Here is a 20,592-nt window from a genome sequence, read left to right as displayed (position 1 = left end):
CCCGGGTGGGTCATCAGCCCGCGTGTAAACCACCACTGCAAAGCAAAATTCTTAGACAATTTCAAGTAACTTGGAAATGTATGCAAGCGCAAAGGATGGACGCTCCGGTGTTTTAAGACCCAACCTGTGACCCGATGTGCCAACCCGCGCGAGTAACAACCTGGAGATGTCAGGTGTTCGGCCTATCGGCGTGCCCCCACCTTCCTGATCCGTGCGCGTTGAAGCCGCTGCACGTCGTATCCCGTAACGCTGTGTTGACGTGCAACTCCGAGCCCCACGCTGCGAGATTTTGATCCACAACCGGTGGTTCAATCTGCTACAAGCGCTCCGCGTGCGCCTGCAGGAACGAATACACCTCGGTTTCATCGACACCCGGAAACGCGCCGGGCGGAAGGGCGGCGAGGAGGTGCGAGTTGGCACGCGCACTCGGCCAGGCGTTGCCGGCCCATTGGGCGGCGAGGTCGGCCGGCGGGCGGCGGCAGCAGGATTCGTCGGGACAGTTGGAGACGGAGCGTTCGGCGGTGTCGCGACCGCGGAACCACTTCACTTCCTTGTAGGGAATCCCGATGCTCAGCGAGTACTCTCCCGACGAGTGTCGCTCGGTGATGGCGGTGCACCAGAATGTCCCGGCCTTGGTGTCCGTGTACTGGTTGAAGGCACGGAACTTGTCCGGCACGTCGAACACTGCCCTTGAGGTCCAGTTGCGGCAGACGGGTTGGCCTTCAATAGCGCCGGTGTGGTCGGCGGGGAAATTCACGCCGTCATTTTCGTAGGCCTTGTGGATGATGCCGGAAACGTGGACCTTCTGGAAGTGACACGGGATGCCCAGATGGTGCGTGGCCAGATTGGTGAAGCGGTGGGCCGCAGTCTCGTAGGAAACGCTGAACGCGTCGCGTAGGTCCTCTATGGCCAGTTCCTTGGCGGCCTTGGCCTTTTTCAGGAAGTCCACCGTGGCGTGCTCGGGCATGAGCAGGGCGGCGGCGAAGTAGTTGGTGTACACGCGCTGACGGAGGAAGTCCGCGTAGTCGGTGGGCGTCTGGTGCCCTAGGACGTAATGGCCGACGGCCTGCAACAGAACCGACCGCGGGTCGTGTTCCGACCGGTGGCCCTGGGTTAGGTAAATTCTGCTGTTCTTCAAATCCGTCACGGAACGGGTGGAATGCGGCAAGTCGCTGACGTATTGCAGGCTGAAACCGAGGTGCTCGGCGATGTCCGCGGCCACGTGATGGGACAGCGGGCCGCCCTTGAAACCAACTGCTTTGAGAAGCTCCTGGGCCTGGGCTTCGATGTCCTCGTAGTGGTTGTTCCGGGCGCGCATTTCCGCCCGCAGTTCGGTGTTGGCGCGGCGGGCTTCCTCCGGGGTGGCGGCCTGCTCGTCCAGCCGGCGCTCCAGCTCATGCTGCAGCCCCACCAGCGACTCCAGCACGTCCATAGAAAGCCGCGAGCTGACGCGGACTTTCGGGAGTCCGAGCGATTCGTACAGCGGCCCGCGCTGGTAGCGTTCCAGCTCGATTTCCAGTGCAGCCCGGCGGCTGGGCGGTTCGGCCCCAAGCAACTGGTCGATGCCCACGCCGAGGGCCTTGCCGAGGGCCTGGAGCATGCCGAGCTTGGGCTCGCGCTTGCCGTTTTCGATCAGCGAGAGCTGCGACGGCGCGGCGCCGACGGCTGTCCCGAGATCGTCCAGCGTCATGCCCTGCGACTTCCGCAGGTGCCGGACCCGCCGGCCCAGGCTGATGACGTCGACTTCGGGCTCTGCGGAGGCACCGTCGTCGTGCTTGACGGGACGATTCCAGCTGGTGGTTGCCATTTCTTGAGGATACGAGAAGAAGTGCAAATCTTTCCAGCATTTTTTATGGATTACCTGTTGTGACCTACGGAATAGTCGGTTTCACGAAGAAGTTCGGTGCCGGTCCTTCCGGCAGGTTAGGCCGAAGATGGCCTGGTCTCGACAAGCTCGACCGACGGCCACTAAGGAGAACAGCAATGACTGCATCATTTGAGCCGGCCCCGATGAACGCTGAGGAAGCGGCCAAGGCACTGGAGCTCGAGTGGGCCGCCGATTCCCGCTGGGAGGGCATCACTCGCGACTACACCGCAGCGGATGTCGTCCGCCTCCGCGGCCGGGTCCAGGAAGAGCACACGCTGGCCAAGCGCGGCGCACAGAAGCTGTGGAAGCAGCTGACCGAGGAGGCCGCCGAGGGCCGCTACACCAACGCGCTCGGCGCGCTGACCGGCAACCAGGCGGTGCAGCAGGTCAAGGCCGGGCTGCGCGCCATCTACCTCTCCGGCTGGCAGGTGGCCGCCGACGCCAACCTCTCCGGCCACACCTACCCGGACCAGTCGCTGTACCCGGCGAACTCGGTGCCGCAGGTGGTCCGCCGGATCAACAACGCACTGCTGCGGGCCGACCAGATCGAGTTCTCCGAAGGCATCCAGACGGTTGAGGACTGGCTGGTGCCGATTGTGGCCGACGCCGAGGCCGGCTTCGGCGGGCCGCTGAACGCCTACGAGCTGATGAAGTCCATGATCGCCTCCGGCGCCTCCGGCGTGCACTGGGAGGACCAGCTTGCCTCGGAGAAGAAGTGCGGCCACCTGGGCGGCAAGGTGCTGATCCCCACCGCCCAGCACATCCGCACGCTGAACGCGGCCCGGCTGGCCGCCGACGTGGCCGGCACGCCGAGCGTCATCATTGCCCGCACCGATGCCGAGGCGGCCACGCTGATCACCTCCGACGTGGACGAGCGCGACCGCGAGTTCATCACCGGCGAGCGCACCCCGGAGGGCTTCTACAAGGTGCGCAACGGGATTGAGCCCTGCATCGCCCGGGCCAAGGCCTACGCCCCGTACTCGGACCTGATCTGGATGGAGACCGGCACCCCGGACCTGGAGCTGGCCCGCAAGTTCGCGGAGGCGGTCAAGGCCGAGTTCCCGGACCAGATGCTCTCCTACAACTGCTCGCCGTCCTTCAACTGGAAGAAGCACCTGGACGATGCCACCATCGCCAAGTTCCAGCGCGAGCTCGGGGCGATGGGCTTCACCTTCCAGTTCATCACCCTGGCCGGCTTCCACGCCCTGAACTACTCGATGTTCGACTTGGCCCACGGCTACGCCCGGGACGGGATGAGCGCGTACGTCGAACTGCAGGAGCGCGAGTTCGGCGCCGAAGACCGCGGCTACACCGCAACCAAGCACCAGCGCGAAGTGGGCACCGGCTACTTCGACACCATCTCCACTGCCCTCAACCCCAACGGCAGCACCCTGGCACTGGTCGGGTCCACCGAAGAAGGCCAGTTCCACTAACCGTCTTTCCGCATCGAGGAGTCAGCAGGCGCCCTTCTCAGGGCTGGGAAGGGCGCCAGCTGAATAGTCGATGCACTTCTTGAGGAGTGAATGAGCGATGAACGATCCGATTACGTTGAACGGGATTACGTTGACGGGCCCGCAGGTGTGCCGGCAGGAGGAAGTGCTGACGCCGCAGGCGCTGGAGTTTGTGGCTAAGCTGCACCAGGCTACCTCGGCCCGGCGGCGGGAGCTGCTGGTCCAGCGGGAGAGCCGGCGCAAGTCGATCGCCCGCGGCCATGACCCGAAGTTCCTGCCCGGCACCCGGCACATCCGCGAGGATTCCTCGTGGCGGGTTGCTCCCCCGGCGCCCGGGCTGGAGGACCGCCGGGTGGAGATCACCGGGCCGGTGGAGAAGAAGATGACCATCAACGCGCTGAACTCCGGCGCCAAGGTGTGGCTGGCGGACATGGAGGACTCCTCCACGCCCAGCTGGTCCAACGTGATCAACGGGCAGCTGAACCTGACCGACGTGCTGGAGCGGCGGATCGACTTCACCTCCGACGCCGGCAAGGAATACAAGCTCACCGGCCAGACGCTGACCGACCTGCCCACCATCGTGGTCCGGCCGCGCGGCTGGCACCTGCCGGAGAAGCACATGCTGATCGGCGGCGAACCGGTGGCCGGCGGCATCGTGGACTTCGGCCTGTACTTCTTCCACAACGCCCAGCGGCTCATCTCGCAGGGCCGCGGACCGTACTTTTACCTGCCGAAGATCGAGTCGCACCTGGAAGCCCGGCTGTGGAACGACGTGTTCATCCTGGCGCAGGACCTGCTGGGCATCCCGCAGGGCACCATCCGGGCCACCGTGCTGATCGAGACTATCACCGCCGCGTTCGAGATGGAGGAGATCCTGTACGAGCTGCGCGAGCACGCCTCGGGGCTGAACGCCGGCCGCTGGGACTACATCTTCTCGGTGATCAAGAACTTCCGCGCCCGCGGGCCGCGGTTCGTGCTGCCGGACCGCACGCAGGTGACCATGACGGCGCCGTTCATGCGCTCCTACACCGAGCAGCTGGTCCGCGCCTGCCACCGCCGCGGCGCCATGGCCATCGGCGGGATGGCCGCGTTCATCCCCAGCCGCCGCGACCCGGAGGCCAACGCCATCGCCATGGAAAAGGTGCACGCGGACAAGACCCGCGAAGCCTCCGATGGGTTCGACGGCTCCTGGGTGGCGCACCCGGACCTGGTCCCGGTCTGCCGCGAGGTGTTCGATTCTGTGCTCGGCGAGCGGCCCAACCAATTGGACCGCCAGCGTGAGGATGTCACGCCCGACGACGGCGCCCTCCTGAACATCGCCGGCACCGAAGGGACCATCACCGAGACCGGCATCCGCACCAACCTGGAAGTCGGCATCCAGTACATCGAGTCCTGGTTGCGCGGCAACGGCGCGGTGGCCATCCACAACCTGATGGAGGACGCCGCGACGGCGGAGATCTCCCGCTCGCAGATCTGGCAGTGGATCCACGCCCACGCAGTGACCGACGACGGCGAGATCGTTACCCGCGAATGGGTCCGGGAACTGCTGGAGGAAGAGTTCGCCGGCCTGCCCCGCTTCGACGGTGACCGGTTCGACGACGCCCGCGAAATCTTCGAAGAGTGTGCCCTCGGCGAAGAGTTCCCGGCCTTCCTTACGATTCCCGCCTACCAGAACTACCTGCTGGAGAAGTCTCCCGCCAAGGCAGCAGCCGCGGCCTAAGTTGTCCGGCGGTTGACCGGGGTCCTATAGCCAGCCCCCGGTCAGCCGCCGGATTCACGTGCCGGTGCCATCACCGGGACATCCCGGCCTCCGTTCACTGAGCGGAAGCCACCAACTCCGCGGGACCGCCCGGTCCACGCCGTTCGCCACAGGCGGCCCGAAATCCGGGCGGCCCGGGCCGGTCCTGCGGAAGCACTGCCCCACTCGTGCAAACGCCCTTCGGAACTGCAGGGTCGTTGTCCCCGGGCACGATCTCTTAGTTCGTTCGGTTGTAACCGGGACGCGACTGTAATAAATCGTCGATTATGGGTCGCAGCCATTGCTGATCGTCGTCGCCGTCAAACGTCAGCGATGCTCTAATGATGTACTCCACTTCGGGCTCCGAGAGCATTCCCGAGGCCAACCTTCTGAACTTCTCAATGACGTCATGATCTGACAGTGGATTGGCGGCAGATCCTCGAGGGGCGTCACAATGGCCTTCCAGCACGCTGCCGTCTGTGTCTGTAATAAGGATTCGAGAGACGTTGTACGGCTTAGCCGTGTTCATGGATTTTTTAGTCAACGGCTCTACCTCGATCCGTTCCATGAGTTGCTGGATCATTGGCATGGCGATGTAGCGGTCGAAATCCAGGGTATGAATTGGTTCGATAACATCTGCCCCGCTCGCCGCTATCGCCACACAGTATTGAAGATGAAAGCGCGCTTCGTTGGGACTTTCCGGCGGGGAGGCCTTGCGCACGGCGCTGAGTATATATTCCGGGACTTGAACAGTAATTCGCTGCGCACCAACCACGTCTACTCCTTGCGACACCAACTCAACCATCGTGTCCACGCTGGAATGTGTGTATCCGCAAGAGGCATGCAATTTACGTTGAGGCCGAAGCAAGTGCCAAAGGTTGGGTGCCCGGAGCGCTTCTTCCCTGAACCCATGCGCCAGCGCAGCCATCATGCCGAGCGGGCTCTCGACCAAGTTCAGGGGACCGGTGATCCCTTGGATGGCATATTCGATTCCCTTTATCGCGCTGTCGGCCGGCGAGGCGCCGAAAAGGATCGGCTTAATCGTTCCGCCGTTTCCGAAGATTACCTCCGCAGGACCCCAGCTGGCGATCGCCCCGGCAATGGCCATGGCATGCGCAGTCGTATCCAGCGGGAGTTGGCGAAGGTAAGCCAGTGATGCTGCTGCACCAATCGCTGAAAACAGACCTGGAGTGACCATTCCTGATTCAGAGAAAGGTTTGAGAGTGTGAACCGCCGCCTCGTAAAGCCGGGCAGTTATTTCGGTACCGGCAATTATGGCACCGGTCAGTTGTTTGCCGGTAATCTGCAAATTTTGCGCCGCACTTATCGACGCTGTCACAATACCGATGCTGGCGTGACCGCCGATCAAGTCGTTCAGCTCCAGAACGTCCCCCATGTAGCCCAAGACGCGGCTCCCTACGCTAGTGGGCAACGGATGGGCGACGCCGGCGATGTGCTGTTCCGCCTGTCTAAAAGCGATTGCTTCCCTAGTATTAGAACCGGCAAGCACGCACCCGAGCGTGTCAAGCAGACACAGCCGGGCTTCACTGCGCACTCTGTCCGGGGTGGAGCTTCCTCCAACAGAGTGTGCGAATTCAGCCAGGATATGAAACAGGGACTCGTCTCTGTTGTCCGGGTCCATTCTGACTCCTAGTTCGTGACGTTCGATTGACCTCATGTGGGGGCACGCATCGCGTCTCTATCAGTAAGAAAACTGCAGCGTTCAGGCTGGCGAGGTGAGGCCCTGAGAATATCTTCGGGGGAACGCCCTACGGCCTTCCCCCGAAGAAATCCGTCCTACCCCCCAGTGGCCAGCTGATTCGGAAGCCACATGACGATTTCGGGAAAGAAGATCAGCAAGACTGTGAAGCCTATGGCCACGGCAACAAAAGGCATCGATCCGGCGAATACCGCCGGCAACGAGATTTTATGACCTTGGTTGACGTCTTTATCTTGAACTATCCGATGGAGGACAAAGCTAAGGATCCCCATCGGCGGAGTGACCATGGCGATCTCCACCATCATGACTATGAAAATTCCGAACCAGACGAGATCGACCCCCAGCTCTGTCAGCGGCACCGCCAGGATCGGTACGGTCAGAAGCACAATTGCCATAGTGTCCATGAACATTCCGAGGATCAGGTACACGAGGACAAGGACCAGAAGGAAGCCCGTCGCAGTCAGGCCGGCGGTCAGCACGAGGTCCGCCAAGCCGTTAGCCAGTCGGCTCAAGGTCATAACGCGCGTGAGCACATGGACCCCGATCAGCAGCAGGAAGATGCCTGCTGTCGAGACGACTGCTAGCGAAAACACTTCCTTGCAGAAAATGAGGAAGGACTTGACCGTCCGTTCATGTCCTTGGCGGATTGCCCAACCCAAAACAATTGACACCAACGCGCCCCAGGCAGCGGCTTCTGTTGGGGTGAAAATACCCGACCCAATGCCACCCACCACGATCACGGCCACAATCATGAGCGGAACCACGCCAGCCAAGCCCCGCAATTTGTCAATCATGGGGACGCTGGGTCCTTCGATCCGAGGAGCCAGCGTAGGGTTCCTGAGAGCCCGGAACAGAATGAACAGCCCAAAGAGGACAGCGAGAAGTATACCTGGTGCAATACCTGCCATCAGCTGTTTTCCGACGGAAGTTTGTGCCGCACCGGCATAGACGACCAGCATCACGCTCGGAGGAATAATCTGACCAAGGGTTCCCGCCATGGCCGTTGCTCCAACGGCGATGCCAGGCTTGTAACCTGCTTTGAGCATCTCTGGTATCGCCACCCTGCCCAATGCGTGAGTTAGGGCGATGGTGGATCCGCTGGTAGCTGCCAGGCCCGCACCTGCAACATTCGTGGTCAAGGCCAGCCCGCCTGGAACTTTGCCGAGCCACAACTTGGCTGCGTCAAACGCGCGCTGCGTCAAACCTGATTTCCAAAGCGCCGTGCCCATTAAGATGAATGTGGGAATGACGCTCAGTTCCCACGTGGCAGCCGGGTCATAGACCGCATGCTCAAGACTGTTGGCTACCATGGATACGCCGCCTAGGGACCACAATCCGATGACGCCGGCGGCAATCATGGCCAAGCCAATGTGGATTCCGGCGAGCATCATCAACAAGACGAGCACGACGGCAAAGAGTCCGGTCAGCTGACGCGAACTGTCACCGAAAAGCATGAACACGCTCAGTCCGACAATCACCGCGAGTGTTCCTGCTGTTATCCACGGTCCAAGTTTTTGACGACTTTTTTTGACCTCACCGGGCCCGGTCTCGGCCGTGCGGCTCTTAACTAATACCATCGGATTCCACCTTTTCCAGCCTGGTGCCGGGCAACGAATCTCTCTCCGCTGTGCTTATTGACGGCAGGAGACGGAGAAGCACATTTGCGAACGCTTGTGCTGCAAACCAAATCCATGCGAGGACGATCAATGCCTTGATCGGCCAGATAATGAGAGCTCCAGTGCCCATCGGGACCGTTTCGCCGATGGCGATAGAATCGGCCGCAACTCCCCAACTTGTCACTGCTAGCACCAACGCAAGGGCAAAGGTACAGATTTGGCCGAAGAGGGCAAGAATAAGTTGTGATTTGCCCCGCAGCCCATCCTCAACGATCGTGACCCTGATGTGTTCGCCCGATTTTTCTGTGTACGCCAGAGCAAAAAGAACGATCAACGGCATCATCCACTGGCTCGTATATTCCACCGATCCCGTTAGGGCCGTTCCCATCGTGTTCCGGAGTGTGACGTCCAGGGCTACCAGGATCATCATCGCCGCGAGTGCCAAACCAGACAGAACGTTCAAGGCGCCGCTGCCTCGTCCAACAAGGGTGACGTAGGCCGAGGCCCATGAGAGGGGACGGGTCGGAGTCTTCATCCTGAATCCTTTGCTGATCCGATTCGAACGTCTGCTGGACTATTCCGGACGAACAGAGTCAAAATGCTCATGCAGCTTCGCCTCCCACCCTGGGAAGTCTTCCAAGGTCCACGTCCTCGCGTCGTCAGATCCTTGTTCCGGCACATCCTGCATGACTACATCACCCCAGGAAGACATTATTTCCATGAACGCAGATGCCTCTTTTTCCGAGTCCTGTATTGCATCGGGTGCTTGCCCAACCCAGTCGGCGGAGCGGGCTTCTTGGAATTCGGCCAATGTGGCATTCATCTCTGTGACGTCGTGGGTGGTGATGCCGTTTTGCTCGGCCTTGTCGAAAAAGACCTTTTGGGCGTTGATATTCTCCTGCAACCGATCGAAGGCATAACTTTCAACCGAGTCGTGCAGAGTCTGTTGGGCCGCTAGTGGCATCTCATTCCATGTATCAAGGTTCATGATGAAAACTGCTCCCATATTGGCGCTGAAGGCCGCGGGATAGTATTCCTTCGCAATTTCGGACAGGCCGTACGTCTCGTACATCTGCGGCATGCCGATCTGGCAGTCGATGACGCCTCTTTGCAAGCCCTCATAAGCTTCGCCCTGGGCAATGTTCACAACGGTCATGCCAAGGGCCTCGGCTTCTGCTGCCCATGCCGGCCCGGGGGCCCTAACCCGAAGTCCGTGAAGATCGCTTTGCGATGTAAGCGGTTCCTTGCACAAGAGGTCGTATTTTCCTGCCGGGCTGGCGGTGAAGAGGAACTTCAGGTTGTGCTTTTCGAATTCTGCTGTGGCGGCTGCAGAGGAAAAGACCTCGTTGATGGCTCCGGTCATTTGCAGCTGATTGTGCGGATAGACATCAACCGGACTGGAGCCGGCATTATTGAACCAGTTGGTAACCGACAGTTCCTGCGGTTGGTAGGTGACGACCGTATACGTGATGTCAGAGACACCATTCGTGGTCCCGGAGAGTGCATCATCGCTGGTCAGGAGCGAGCTGGAGAAATAGGGCTCGACGACGAGTTTCCCTCCGGTCAGCTCATCCAAGTTCTCGACCCACCGCTGAACAGCCTTGCCCGGATCACTAGTCGAAGGGCTGAGGTCGCTGTAGGTCAGAGTGCGCTCACTCATCTCCTCCATTGACGTGTCTGCGTTTCCTCCAGCCTGTGCCCCGGCGCTGCCGCATCCGGCCAGCGCCGTCATCCCGATCGCCACGGCTGCCGCAAGCAATTTGCGCCTACTTTTCTGATGCACTGATATTCCCTTCGTTCCCGCCCACGGGAATGGGCGCAAAGCCTTGCGCCAATTATGGAGTGTGACACTGATGAACTGTGCCACAGTGTAAGTGTGTAGCGGATCACACTCTAATCGAGATTCCTTGGCTCTTTCAAGGTGTTACGCTGACGGGTCTTTTCCAGCAGCCTCAGGCCAAGGGTGGAACTGCTCGGGGTAGGGTCATGGCCTTACGGTCGCGTCAACTGGATGCCCTGACCGCACCTCCGAAATCAGTAGTGCAGCACGGCCGGTGGAGTGGATACTGTCGTGCTTCCCTGTGCATCAGGAGGACGAGTTCGGCGGATCCACCCACCTCAGATGTCCGACTTACGAATGCACGATGAGGCTAGTTCTAACTGCCGGAAGCCTGGAGGCGGATGGAAGCCGCAGGGGCGGCCTCCTTTGAAGGAAACCACCCCTGGTCCGGTTTGCAGAAACGCGTTTTTATACGCTTGCAGACTCTCGCATTTTTTGGCTCTCCTGTTGCCGGCGGATTTGCGGTGTGATCCCCACGTCTCGGAGCGGAGTCCTAAACGTCTCCTTGGCAGTCAGTGCAGCGATGGCAGCAAGCACCGAGCAGACGCAGGTGAAGATGGCAATAGGCAGCCAGTTATTGGCGTCCCCCTTTGTCAGGGTGCTGCCAATGCTCGGGGCGAATCCCGCTACCAAGAGACCGACCTGCAGCCCCACGGCCATCCCCGTATAGCGGACCTTTGCGGAAAACATTTCGGCAAAGAACGCGGGGTAGACGCCGTCACTGAGGGAGAGGAACACGCCTGTCATGATGGCGTTGACAATGAAGATCATGGGGACGTTACCCGCCTGGATCGAGGCGAAGTAGGCGAAAATCATGACGCCGCTGCCGAGGACGCCCAGGATGAAGATGGGCTTCCGCCCGAACCGGTCGGTTAGCAAGCCACCCACCGGACGGAAGATCAGGCCGAGAACCTGCGCCAACGCAGCAACGAGCACCATCGTAGTCCTGTCGACCCCGACACTGATTGCGTAGGCGATGCCAAAGACGTTGGTGACCGTGTTCAGTACCGTAAAGAGGTTAGCGAAGGCAACGCGGATAATGCCCTGCCAATTCAGTCGGAAGGCCTCGAAGAGCGGAACACCGGCCGTCCGCTTCTCCTGCTTTATCTCCTCGAAGACCTCGGGTTCCTCCAGCCGCCGGCGAATAAAGTAACCGATGGCAAAAACCGCAATGCTCGCCCAGAATGGGATCCTCCAACCCCAGGTATACAAAGCCTCATCCGGAAGTGCTGCGACCGGGATCATCACGAGGTTCGACAGCAGCATGCCGGCTCCGATGCCGGTAATAGTCCAGCTGCTGAAAAATCCACGACGCCCCTCGGGAGCGTGCTCAACAGACAACGAGCTACCGCCTGCCAGCTCGCCGCCCGCCGAGAAACCCTGCAGCAAGCGAAGCAACACCAAGAGGATCGGCGCAAGCATGCCGGCCTGTTCGAACGTCGGTAGGCAGCCGATGAGGAATGTGGACACTCCCATCAGGATCAGCGTCAGCATCAGGGCCTGCTTGCGGCCAACCCGATCGCCAATGTGGCCCGTCACGATGGCTCCAATCGGACGCGCCAAGTATGCCACGCCGAACGTGGCTAGGGAGCCCACTGTCGCTGCGGCGCCATCGCCGAAGAACACAGTGGGGAACACGATCGCTGCGGCGGCGGCGAAAAGGGCGAAATCATAGTACTCCAGCGCTCCGCCGAAGAAGGAGGCCATCGAAGCTTTGCGGCTTTGGCCGCCCTTCGCAGGTCCCACCTTTGGCGTGCTGATTGAAGCGTCTGTCATGAGAGTCCTCACATAGTCGAGGTTATCCAAGCCTGCAAGCTGCCGTCAGTCGTCGACCGTGCCTCAAATACGTGCAGTCCTGGTGAGATGTGCATCACTAACACAGGTAGCTAACACCGTGCTGGCTGCCACTGGCAGAACTTTCTCAACCAGTGAGAACGGTCACGCTGCCATGTGTTCTGTCTGACAGCATTGCGGAGGTCAGGCGAGTCGGATCAATCAGACCGCCAGCCCCCTATTCGATCGACGGGCACAACGGACTGCCCGCCGAAGCCTTCCTGATAAGGAGTCTCATGACCGCCATCGCAACCGAAAAGTCTTCCCTCACGTTATACCCCATGCACATTGGTGGAGAACGGGTGCAGAGCAGCGACGGGTCAGTCATCGACGTCCTGAATCCGGCTACAGAGGAAGCGATTTTCCGGGTGCCCCAGGGCAATGCGGAGGACGCTGCGAGGGCGGCACTCGCCGCCCGGCAAGCCTTCGACAACGGTCCGTGGCCTCGGATGACTCCGAAGGAACGCCAGGCGGTGCTCTACCGCATGGTCGACATCATGGAGCGGCGCAAGAGCGAGCTGGTCGACATCAATGTTGCGGAATGCGGATCCATCAAATCCTTCGCCGAATCCGGGCAAGTTGGAGGCGCCATCGCCCACCTGCGGGACACGGCGGATTCCATGGACCGCGTTGAGTGGGAGGAGCCCTCCCGGCCCCATTTCGGAAACGGAATCGGCCAAGGCCTTGTGTTGCGGGAAGCCTACGGGGTAGCGGCCCTCATCAGCGCCTACAATTTCCCGCTTTGGCTGAATATCACCAAGCTTGCTCCTGCCTTGGCAGCGGGATGCACCGTTGTACTCAAGCCAGCCTCCACCACTCCTCTCGAAGGGCTGATCCTGGCCGACATCGGCGAGGAGGCGGGCCTCCCTGCCGGCGTGCTGAACGTCATCACCGGCGGCCGTGCGGCGACCTACGAATTGACCACGAATCCCAACATCGACATGGTGAGCTTCACCGGATCCGACGAAGTCGGCAAACAGATCTATGCCCAGGCGACTTCCACCCTCAAGAAGGTTGTTCTCGAGCTGGGCGGCAAATCCGCGAACATCATCACTGAAGACGCCAACCTCGAGGCCGTAGCCGATGAGGTTGCCGTCCACACGATTAAGCATTCCGGGCAAGGGTGTTCCCTGCTGATGCGGACGCTGGTGCACCGCTCCCGCCACGATGAACTGGTTGAGTTGGTCAAGCAGCGCCTGGAGAATATACAGGTCGGTGACCCGATGGACCCGGAGTCCACCATGGGACCGCTGATTTCGGCGGACCAACGGGAACGAGTCGAAGCGCTGATCGAAGCCGGTGTCGAAGAAGGCGCACGGGTAGTCTTTGGCGGTAAGCGCCCGCAGGGGCTGGAACGCGGCTACTACTTGGAGCCGACCTTGTTCGTTGATGTCGACAATTCGATGCGCATTGCCCGTGAGGAGTTCTTCGGACCGGTGAACGTTGTTATCCCGTTCGATACCGATGAAGAAGCCGTGCAACTGGCCAACGACAACCCGTACGGGCTTTCCGCAGCCGTACATGCCAAGGACCCGCTGCGGGCCTACAGCATTGCGCGCCGGCTGCGCACCGGCGGCGTTGTCATCAATGGAGGCGGTGGCGCCTTCCCGAACACCACGCTGCCGTTCGGCGGTTACAAGGCAAGCGGACTTGGCCGTGAATACGGCCGCTGGGGCATCGACGAATACCTCCAGAGCAAGAGCATCAGCTGGGGCATCTCCCAGGGCTAGACAGACCGACCCACTTTTACATCGACAAGAGCAAAGGAAACACCCATGAGTACGTCACTTCTCGGATACGCCGGCAAGAAGGTCATTGTGACCGGTGGCGGCGGGGCAGGCATGGGAGCCGCCGCCGTCAGCATCCTCGCTGGCCTGGGTGCCGAAGTCCACGTCCTCGACTTCAAGGAACCGCCGGTACCGGTTGCCAGCCATCAGTCAGTTGACCTGAAGGATCCCCAAGCCATGACCCGGGCGATCGACAGCATCGGATACGGCATCGACGCGTTGTTCAATTGCGTGGGCGTGCCGGGCAACCGAACGAGCGATCTGGATACGTTCATTATCAACTTCGCCGGAGTTCGCCATCTCACTCAAGAGGTCGTCAAGCGGATGAACGACGGCGGTGCTATCGCCACGATCGCCTCCAACGCAGGCGAAAACTGGGAACGCGCCAAAGACGCATACGCAGAACTCGTCGCCGCCGAAACATTCAACGAAGCCACGGAGTGGTTCGCAGCCCACCAAGAACTTCTCACTCCAGGCAAAGCGACCTCGGCTTACCGCGTCTCCAAGGAGGCGGCCAATGCATGGAGCATTCTGGCAGCGCCCGCCTTAGGCGTCCGACGTATCCGGCAGAACGCAGTCATGCCGGGCTTCACGGAGACACCGATGGGAGCTGAATTCCGTGAAGTCCTCGGGGACGGCTACTTCGAAAAGTACCCCACGCCGCTGCAGCGGTACCTCAAGCCGGAGGAGCCTGCCAAGGCCTTGATCTTCTTGAACAGCGGGTTGGCTTCCGGTATCACTGGTGTCAGCCTGATGGTCGACGGAGGCGCGGCCGCGGTGGAAAAGTCTGCGAAGCCTGCGGCGGAGACTGCAGCCTAGCTAGACCCCTCCGTGCCATCAATGTTGTTACCGCGGGTGCTGGGAAGGTCTCCATCCCAGCGCCCGCGAAATGCCTGCAGCAGCCATCTGAACGGCGGGAATAGCCGCACGTGGAGCTTTCCCATCATTAGGCAAGAACAGGCTGACGGCCGCTACTACACCTGACATATCCCTCACCGGGGAGGCAACACTGCTGACGTCGTCTTCCATCCAGCCGTCCGCACGACAGAAACCCTGCCTCCGGATTTCGGCCCACAATAGCTTTAGCCGCTCGGGTTCGATGGGAGTGTTGGCTGTGAGCTGTTCGACCGGTGAGCTGAGAATCCTGCGCTGAGTAACGTAGTCCGCGTAGGCGGCTAGAACCATCCCGGATGATGAAAGCCTTGCAGGCAGCCGCGAGGCGACATCAATGATATTCACCACCGCACCGCGCTCTGCGGAACGGCGGTCCACATAGAGGACATCTGTGCCCTCAAGGACAGCCAACTGGGCATGCTGTCCAAACGTATGCTGGAGATCTTCAATATACGGTCTGGCCGCTCGGCTCAGTCCAACCGTCTTCGAACCCCTCGTGGCTAATTCCCAGAGCCGCATGCCTAGGACATATCCGTCTTCTGCTTTGGTCAGCACACCGTGGGAGAGCATCTCCCCCACCAAACGATACGTTGTCGAGACAGGCAAATCAGCTCTCCGAGCGATCTCTGCGACCGTCAAGGTCGTTTGTTCGCTGGTGAACGCCTCGATAATTCTCAACGCCCGAGCCAATCCTGACTCGCCGGACGTTTTGCGCTCCATGCCTACTTCACCATCCATAACCGGTCGCATCAGGTCGTCGGCACGGTCGAAGACCCGCGGTGAACCAACAAGCATCGTAGCCTTATTCGATATTTACCCGAACGTTACCGCTGCCGAAGCACGTTTTAGGCGTTCTATCCAAATCCCTGGTCGCTAAACCACTACCGTCAAATCTTCAACCGGAGTATCAAGCACCGAGCGCAGGTCCTCACCGTCAGTGCCCATATTGTCTCGGACAGGAGCTTGGGCTGCGTGCCGTCCCGCTATACGGCCGGAGACCATAGCCCATGCGATATGGAGGCCGTGGTTCAACAACTGGAGGCCGCCTTGGCCAGTGGAACCAGCCGCCCACAGGCCGGGAATAGCCGCACCGTCCTGCCGGATGGCCCTGAGTTGGCTGTCGACGGCAAGTCCCCCGTCCGCCAAAGTGATGTACGCCTGCAGGGGGCCGAGGGCGTAGTAGGGTCCGGTGGTGATTCCGTTGCCGAATTCCTGCCGCCCGAATTCCGGGTCGGTACCAGAGGAAACATAACCGCGGTAATCGTTGAGGGTCTGCTGCAGTCCCACAACACCGATTCCCGCCTTCACGGCCAGTTCGTCCAACGTCTCGGCCTTGTGGAAGATGTCAGGGCGATACCGTTTGTAATCCTGTATGTAGGCGTAGGCGACGCCGGGAAACGTGGAAACAGGGTTCGGCCAGGCCGAGAATTTGTCTGCAACTGTCTGGTCGAAGATCATGAAGGCCTTGTTATCTCCGGCTGCAACACCGCGCGCCAATTGCTTGTCCGAGTCTTCATTGGCCACCCGCTTTCCTGCCTCGTCCACTAGGACGGCGCCGGCGCTATACATCGTATTGTTGGGCCCCACCCAGCTGGTGAGGGCACCACGGAGGACGTACGCCAAGATGTTCTTTGGCAGGCGCTCGACGACGGTCCGGACGATGCGGGAAACGACCGGGTGGGACGGGAGGATCTTGATCGGATCCGGCAGCTTCGAGGGAGGGAACCTCAGGCCCTCGTACAGCCGATCCATCTGGAGCATAACGGTGCCGACGTCATTGCCGAGACGGAAGCCGTCACCGGTGTTGTTCGGGTTCACGGGCTGAACCTTGGCTGCAGCCTCCCCCACAAAGGCTGCCTTGAGATCGGCAGCCGCAGAGTAATCACCGGTGGCCAGGACGACGCCGCGCCGGCCGAAGTACTCGCGGCCGCCGGCACGCGCACCGATCACTTCGCCATCGGAGTTCCGCAACAGCTTTTCCACCCGTGCAGAAGTCACGACCTGCACGTCTCGTTTCCTGCATTCACGCAACAAAGCGTTCACGTAAGCGGACGAGTTGGGCAGGACGTTGTGCATCCGCGGTTTTTCATACGGCGGTTCGGGCGTGGGCCCGAGGAACTGAACGCCGATGCTGGAGAGCCACTCGACGGTGGCTCCGGCGTTTTCCGCCAGCACTCGGCGGAGCACCGTGTTCTCACGTACTTCATCGGTTCCGTTCGCGACCTTCATGTCCTCGATGAATAGGTCTGTCGAGTCGTTGACGCCGGCGCGATACTGATATGCCGTGTTGGCCGCTGTGAACGATCCTACGGACAGGCCAGTGCTGCCGCCGACCTCCTCGCATTTTTCCAAAATAATCACGGTGGACCCACTGGTTGCCGCGGAGATCGCGGCACTCATACCCGATCCGCCTCCCCCGATGACTAGGACATCTGCCGTATTGGACATGCGTTCCTCTCCTACTTTGGTTTGTTGGCTTCCAAAATCCGGTGCCGCGATGCCACTTCGGACGCTTTTTCGCGGGTATGGCGAATTCCCCGTATCAGTCGCCCCCGGTCGGGGCATCGTAGTTCCGCCGCAGTTCCGGAGGGAGGTACTTCTCTTCCATCTGCCGGACAACGTCGTAGGTGGGGTTGATAAAGAGATCGCCATAACCGGCATACTCATTGGTGCCCTCCAGCTCCGCGAGAGACTCCAAATAGTCGTCCAGGGGGGTCATTTCGCCTCCGCGCTGAATCTTCAGAAGCATTTTCCACGCTTCTTGAAGCCCGGGCACCAGGAAACGGAAAATATTGATCTTCTGCCCCATCGCTGACATTTCCGCCAAGCTCGGGTGCCGGCTGACGGTTCGCGCCGGAATCGAGTATGCGGGCCCGTCGGTCGACTTGAGCGCAATTTCTATTTCTTCCCAGGACCGCAGCCCCTCGTAGAATACGACATCTGCTCCGGCCTCCTTCAGATAGAGATTGCCGCGCCGGATTGCCTCTTCGAGGCTTCCCCCCGCAGCGTCATAGCCGTCGGTCCGGGCAACGATGACAAAGTCCGGATCGAGCTCATTCTTGGCATCGACGGCCGCCTGCAGACGACCGACAGCTTCGCCATCCGAGGCTAAGCGGATGCCTTTTCGGCCTCCGGCCATTTTTGGCTCGCTCTGATCCTCAATGTGGATCCCTGCCACGCCAGCGCGAACAAACTCCTGCGTGGTTCGACGAACGTTCAGGGGCCCACCATAGCCAGTGTCTGCGTCGCAAAAAACAGGAATATCGACACAACGTGCCACCGAACCTGCCAGTTGGACCATTTCGGTCATTGTCATCATCCCGATATCGGGGCTGCCGCCGACGTACCAGGATGCGGTGGCCCCGGATATCTCGAAGGCTTCGAAGCCCGCATGTTCAGCCATTTGTGCGTGGATGGGCAGTGCCCCGAAGGGCATAAGTGTCGTGCCGGGACGCTCGAAGATGGCCCGCAGCGCCGCGGTCCTTTTCATACTGGTGGTCTTCATATCATTCTCGAATCGCTCGGATCTATGGACAGGTCAATAGGCTGCGCAGGATGCCGAATCGGGCTATGGCCTTGAACGATTCCCTCGAGGCGTTCGCGCATCCGATCAATCGGGGCTTCATGCGTTAAGCAGTAGGGAGAGTCGGACTCAATGGCCCGGACAACCATTTCACCGACTGCTTCCGGTTCGATCGCTCGTCGGAAAAGATTGTCCTTGCGGGGGTACTCCCTCACGCGCCGATAATCCGAGCGTTCCACTGAAGGGCGTAATCGCTCGCTCGTGGCAATTCGAGTACTAACGACTCCGGGCATAAACAGCGTGACGCCAATGTTTTGGGTCTGGTCCTCGAGCTCGTTACGCAGGGAATCTGTCAGCCCGTTAAGGGCATTCTTGGACGCGATATACATGGAATGCCCCAGGACACCATCCAAGGTGGACATTGAGGAGGTATTGACGATGTGCCGTCTCCCAGGTTGATCGAGCATGTGCGGGAGGAACGCCAACAGCCCGTTGACCACACCAAAGTAGTTCACGTCCATCATCCAGCGGAAGTCAGAAGGTGCACCGTTCCACAGTGCACGGAACGGCCGCATAGTGACGCCGGCGTTATTGCACAGCAGGTCTACTCTCCCGAATGCATTCAGAGTCACTTGGGCGAGCCGTTCGAGCGACTCCGCTTGAGTGACGTCAGTGGCCACGGCAATGGCTTCATAACCGGCCTTCCTGATCTCACTCGCAACAGCCTCGGCCGCGTCCTGGTCAATGTCCGCAACAACGATGCGTCCACCCCTTCGGGCCAAGGAAAGCGCTATCGCGCGGCCGATACCGCCGCCCGCTCCGGTAACAACGGACACGGCATCCTCGAAAACGAAAGTCTCCATATTTTCCTTCAAATGATCAGATACGGTGCCTGTCTCAAACACCAATCAGGCCGGCATCTTTGCTGTTTCAGATGACGAGAGCTTCGTCGCCAACAGGTGCCCGAAGACAACGCCCTTGCCCAACGAGGAACCAGTCATATATGCGGCGCCGTGGAACCCGCCGGTTACCTCGCCGATAGCGTAAAGCCCCTCGATCGCTTCTCCGTCCACATCCAAGACTTGGGCATCGGGAGTGATAGTGACACCGCAGTACGTAGTGGTCATCAGGGACTTGGCGGGGTAGGCGTAGAACGGCGCCGTGTCGATGGGCGACAGGTCACCGACCCCATTGCAGAGACTCGTGCGCCCCCGTTCATCGGTTTCCTGTCCCGCAACAGCCGCGTTGTATCGGATGACGGTTTCCCTTAACGCCGCCGGGTCAACGCCGATGTTCGTAGCCAGTTCTTCCAGGGTGTCCGCTTTGTGTACGTGGCCGATATCCTCAAGAGTGTCGATGTCTTTCAGGGGGATTCCGCGGTGGGACTGTTCCCTAACCTTCGTGTCGAAGATTTCGAAGCCGAGCCCGTCGGGCTGGTCCAGGACAACGCGACCGAGTGTCTTGTAGTCCTTGGATTCATCTACGAAGCGCCGGCCGTGCTTGTTGACGATGATCGCGCCCATGTAGAAGGCGGTGAGCAGCTCGTGGAATTCCTCGCCCGTCTCAGGGTGGGAGCCGAAGGTTCCGGAAACATAGGACATATCTGCCATTCCGGCGCCGAGCTTCCATGCCATTCGCAGCCCGTCTCCGGTGTTGCCCTTCCCGCCGTAGGGGATCGCCGCGAGCTGTTCGGGTGCGAAGATCTTGAGCATGTCAGTTCCGCGGCTAAAGCCGCCGCTGGCCAGGATTACCCCGGCCCGGCCTGAGTACGTTACCTCCCCTTCGGAGGTCTGGGCGACGACGCCGGTGACCCGTCCGGCCTGGTCCTGGACCAACCGGACCACCCGGTGATTGGTCCGTGTTTCCCCTCCAGCTGCTGTGAAGTCTCCGTGCAGGGAAACCAGCAATTCCTTGATGTCCGTGTTGTGGCCACGTCGGGCCGACTGACCGGAGCTGATTTCGACTTCCCGGAAAACCACACCGTGCGCTTTAAGCCACCGGTAAGCCTCAGCCTGGTATTCGATGTACGTTTCCACAAGTTTCCGGTCATTGCGGTGTTCCCCGAGTTCGAGCAAGTCGCGCAGGAAAAGTTCCGGTGAGTCTTCGACACGTTCTTGGGCCTGTTCCTCCGTGCCACAGAAGGCAAACCAACCGCCGCTCATCGCCGAAGAGCCCCCCAGGCTGCCTGTCTTCTCCAACATCACCACGCTCATCCCCGCTTCCGCGGCTGTTGTCGCGGCTGTCTGTCCAGCAATGCCGGACCCGACGACGACGAGATCAAAGGTCTGGTTCATAGTTAGGTCTCCTCTTGTATCTTGGAAGT

15 protein-coding genes are annotated in these 20,592 nt (G+C 60.4%); 4 read left to right on the top strand and 11 right to left on the bottom strand.

Annotated features, from left to right (window positions below):
- Positions 1-316 precede the first annotated feature (316 nt).
- A complete protein-coding gene (locus AB0N75_RS03595; RefSeq protein WP_364645216.1) occupies positions 317-1,834 on the bottom strand; it encodes a helix-turn-helix domain-containing protein in 1,518 nt (505 codons plus the stop codon).
- Between the two features lie 149 nt (positions 1,835-1,983).
- On the opposite strand from AB0N75_RS03595, the gene aceA reads away from it, so the two are divergent.
- Entirely contained in the window at positions 1,984-3,300 is a 1,317-nt protein-coding gene (aceA, locus tag AB0N75_RS03590) for an isocitrate lyase (RefSeq protein WP_127514291.1), read from the top strand.
- Positions 3,301-3,397: 97 nt separating this feature from the next.
- On the top strand, positions 3,398-5,038 hold the full coding sequence (gene aceB, locus AB0N75_RS03585) for a malate synthase A (RefSeq protein WP_364645213.1): 1,641 nt from the start codon (positions 3,398-3,400) through the stop codon (positions 5,036-5,038).
- 256 nt (positions 5,039-5,294) lie between these two features.
- On the opposite strand, the gene AB0N75_RS03580 is transcribed toward aceB, so the two are convergent.
- From AB0N75_RS03580 to AB0N75_RS03560, 5 genes are all read right to left on the bottom strand, one after another.
- Positions 5,295-6,698 carry an MmgE/PrpD family protein gene (locus AB0N75_RS03580; protein ID WP_364645210.1) on the bottom strand — a complete coding sequence of 468 codons (1,404 nt, stop codon included), beginning with the start codon at positions 6,696-6,698 and terminating at the stop codon, positions 5,295-5,297.
- Between the two features lie 155 nt (positions 6,699-6,853).
- Complete coding sequence (locus AB0N75_RS03575) at positions 6,854-8,353, bottom strand: TRAP transporter large permease subunit (protein WP_364645208.1); 1,500 nt, start codon at positions 8,351-8,353, stop codon at positions 6,854-6,856.
- The gene (locus AB0N75_RS03570) at positions 8,340-8,927 is read right to left on the bottom strand and encodes a TRAP transporter small permease subunit (RefSeq protein ID WP_364645206.1); all 588 of its coding nucleotides are present in this window, start codon (positions 8,925-8,927) and stop codon (positions 8,340-8,342) included. Before AB0N75_RS03570 ends, AB0N75_RS03575 begins: the two co-directional genes overlap by 14 nt.
- Positions 8,928-8,966: 39 nt before the next feature.
- A complete protein-coding gene (locus AB0N75_RS03565) occupies positions 8,967-10,259 on the bottom strand; it encodes a C4-dicarboxylate TRAP transporter substrate-binding protein (protein WP_364645204.1) in 1,293 nt (430 codons plus the stop codon).
- 381 nt (positions 10,260-10,640) lie between these two features.
- On the bottom strand, positions 10,641-12,008 hold the full coding sequence (locus AB0N75_RS03560) for an MFS transporter (RefSeq protein WP_364645202.1): 1,368 nt from the start codon (positions 12,006-12,008) through the stop codon (positions 10,641-10,643).
- A 293-nt stretch (positions 12,009-12,301) separates the two neighbouring features.
- On the opposite strand from AB0N75_RS03560, the gene AB0N75_RS03555 reads away from it, so the two are divergent.
- Both AB0N75_RS03555 and AB0N75_RS03550 read left to right on the top strand, forming a co-directional pair.
- Complete coding sequence (locus tag AB0N75_RS03555) at positions 12,302-13,795, top strand: aldehyde dehydrogenase family protein (RefSeq protein ID WP_364645200.1); 1,494 nt, start codon at positions 12,302-12,304, stop codon at positions 13,793-13,795.
- Between the two features lie 45 nt (positions 13,796-13,840).
- Positions 13,841-14,671 carry an SDR family oxidoreductase gene (locus AB0N75_RS03550; protein WP_364645198.1) on the top strand — a complete coding sequence of 277 codons (831 nt, stop codon included), beginning with the start codon at positions 13,841-13,843 and terminating at the stop codon, positions 14,669-14,671.
- Between the two features lie 27 nt (positions 14,672-14,698).
- On the opposite strand, the gene AB0N75_RS03545 is transcribed toward AB0N75_RS03550, so the two are convergent.
- From AB0N75_RS03545 to AB0N75_RS03525, 5 genes are all read right to left on the bottom strand, one after another.
- Positions 14,699-15,541 carry an IclR family transcriptional regulator gene (locus AB0N75_RS03545; RefSeq protein WP_364645196.1) on the bottom strand — a complete coding sequence of 281 codons (843 nt, stop codon included), beginning with the start codon at positions 15,539-15,541 and terminating at the stop codon, positions 14,699-14,701.
- A gap of 78 nt (positions 15,542-15,619) precedes the next feature.
- The gene (locus tag AB0N75_RS03540) at positions 15,620-17,194 is read right to left on the bottom strand and encodes an FAD-dependent oxidoreductase (protein ID WP_364645194.1); all 1,575 of its coding nucleotides are present in this window, start codon (positions 17,192-17,194) and stop codon (positions 15,620-15,622) included.
- Between the two features lie 94 nt (positions 17,195-17,288).
- On the bottom strand, positions 17,289-18,251 hold the full coding sequence (locus tag AB0N75_RS03535; protein WP_364645191.1) for an isocitrate lyase/PEP mutase family protein: 963 nt from the start codon (positions 18,249-18,251) through the stop codon (positions 17,289-17,291).
- The gene (locus AB0N75_RS03530) at positions 18,248-19,132 is read right to left on the bottom strand and encodes an SDR family NAD(P)-dependent oxidoreductase (RefSeq protein ID WP_364645188.1); all 885 of its coding nucleotides are present in this window, start codon (positions 19,130-19,132) and stop codon (positions 18,248-18,250) included. Before AB0N75_RS03530 ends, AB0N75_RS03535 begins: the two co-directional genes overlap by 4 nt.
- 45 nt (positions 19,133-19,177) lie before the next feature.
- On the bottom strand, positions 19,178-20,563 hold the full coding sequence (locus AB0N75_RS03525) for a flavocytochrome c (RefSeq protein ID WP_364645185.1): 1,386 nt from the start codon (positions 20,561-20,563) through the stop codon (positions 19,178-19,180).
- Between the last annotated feature and the right edge of the window lie 29 nt (positions 20,564-20,592).

Source organism: Arthrobacter sp. NPDC089319 (assembly GCF_040684925.1).
GTDB lineage: Bacteria > Actinomycetota > Actinomycetes > Actinomycetales > Micrococcaceae > Crystallibacter.
The sequence above is the reverse complement of the archived record's forward strand: the minus strand, read 5'-3'. Positions and strand labels throughout refer to the sequence as shown.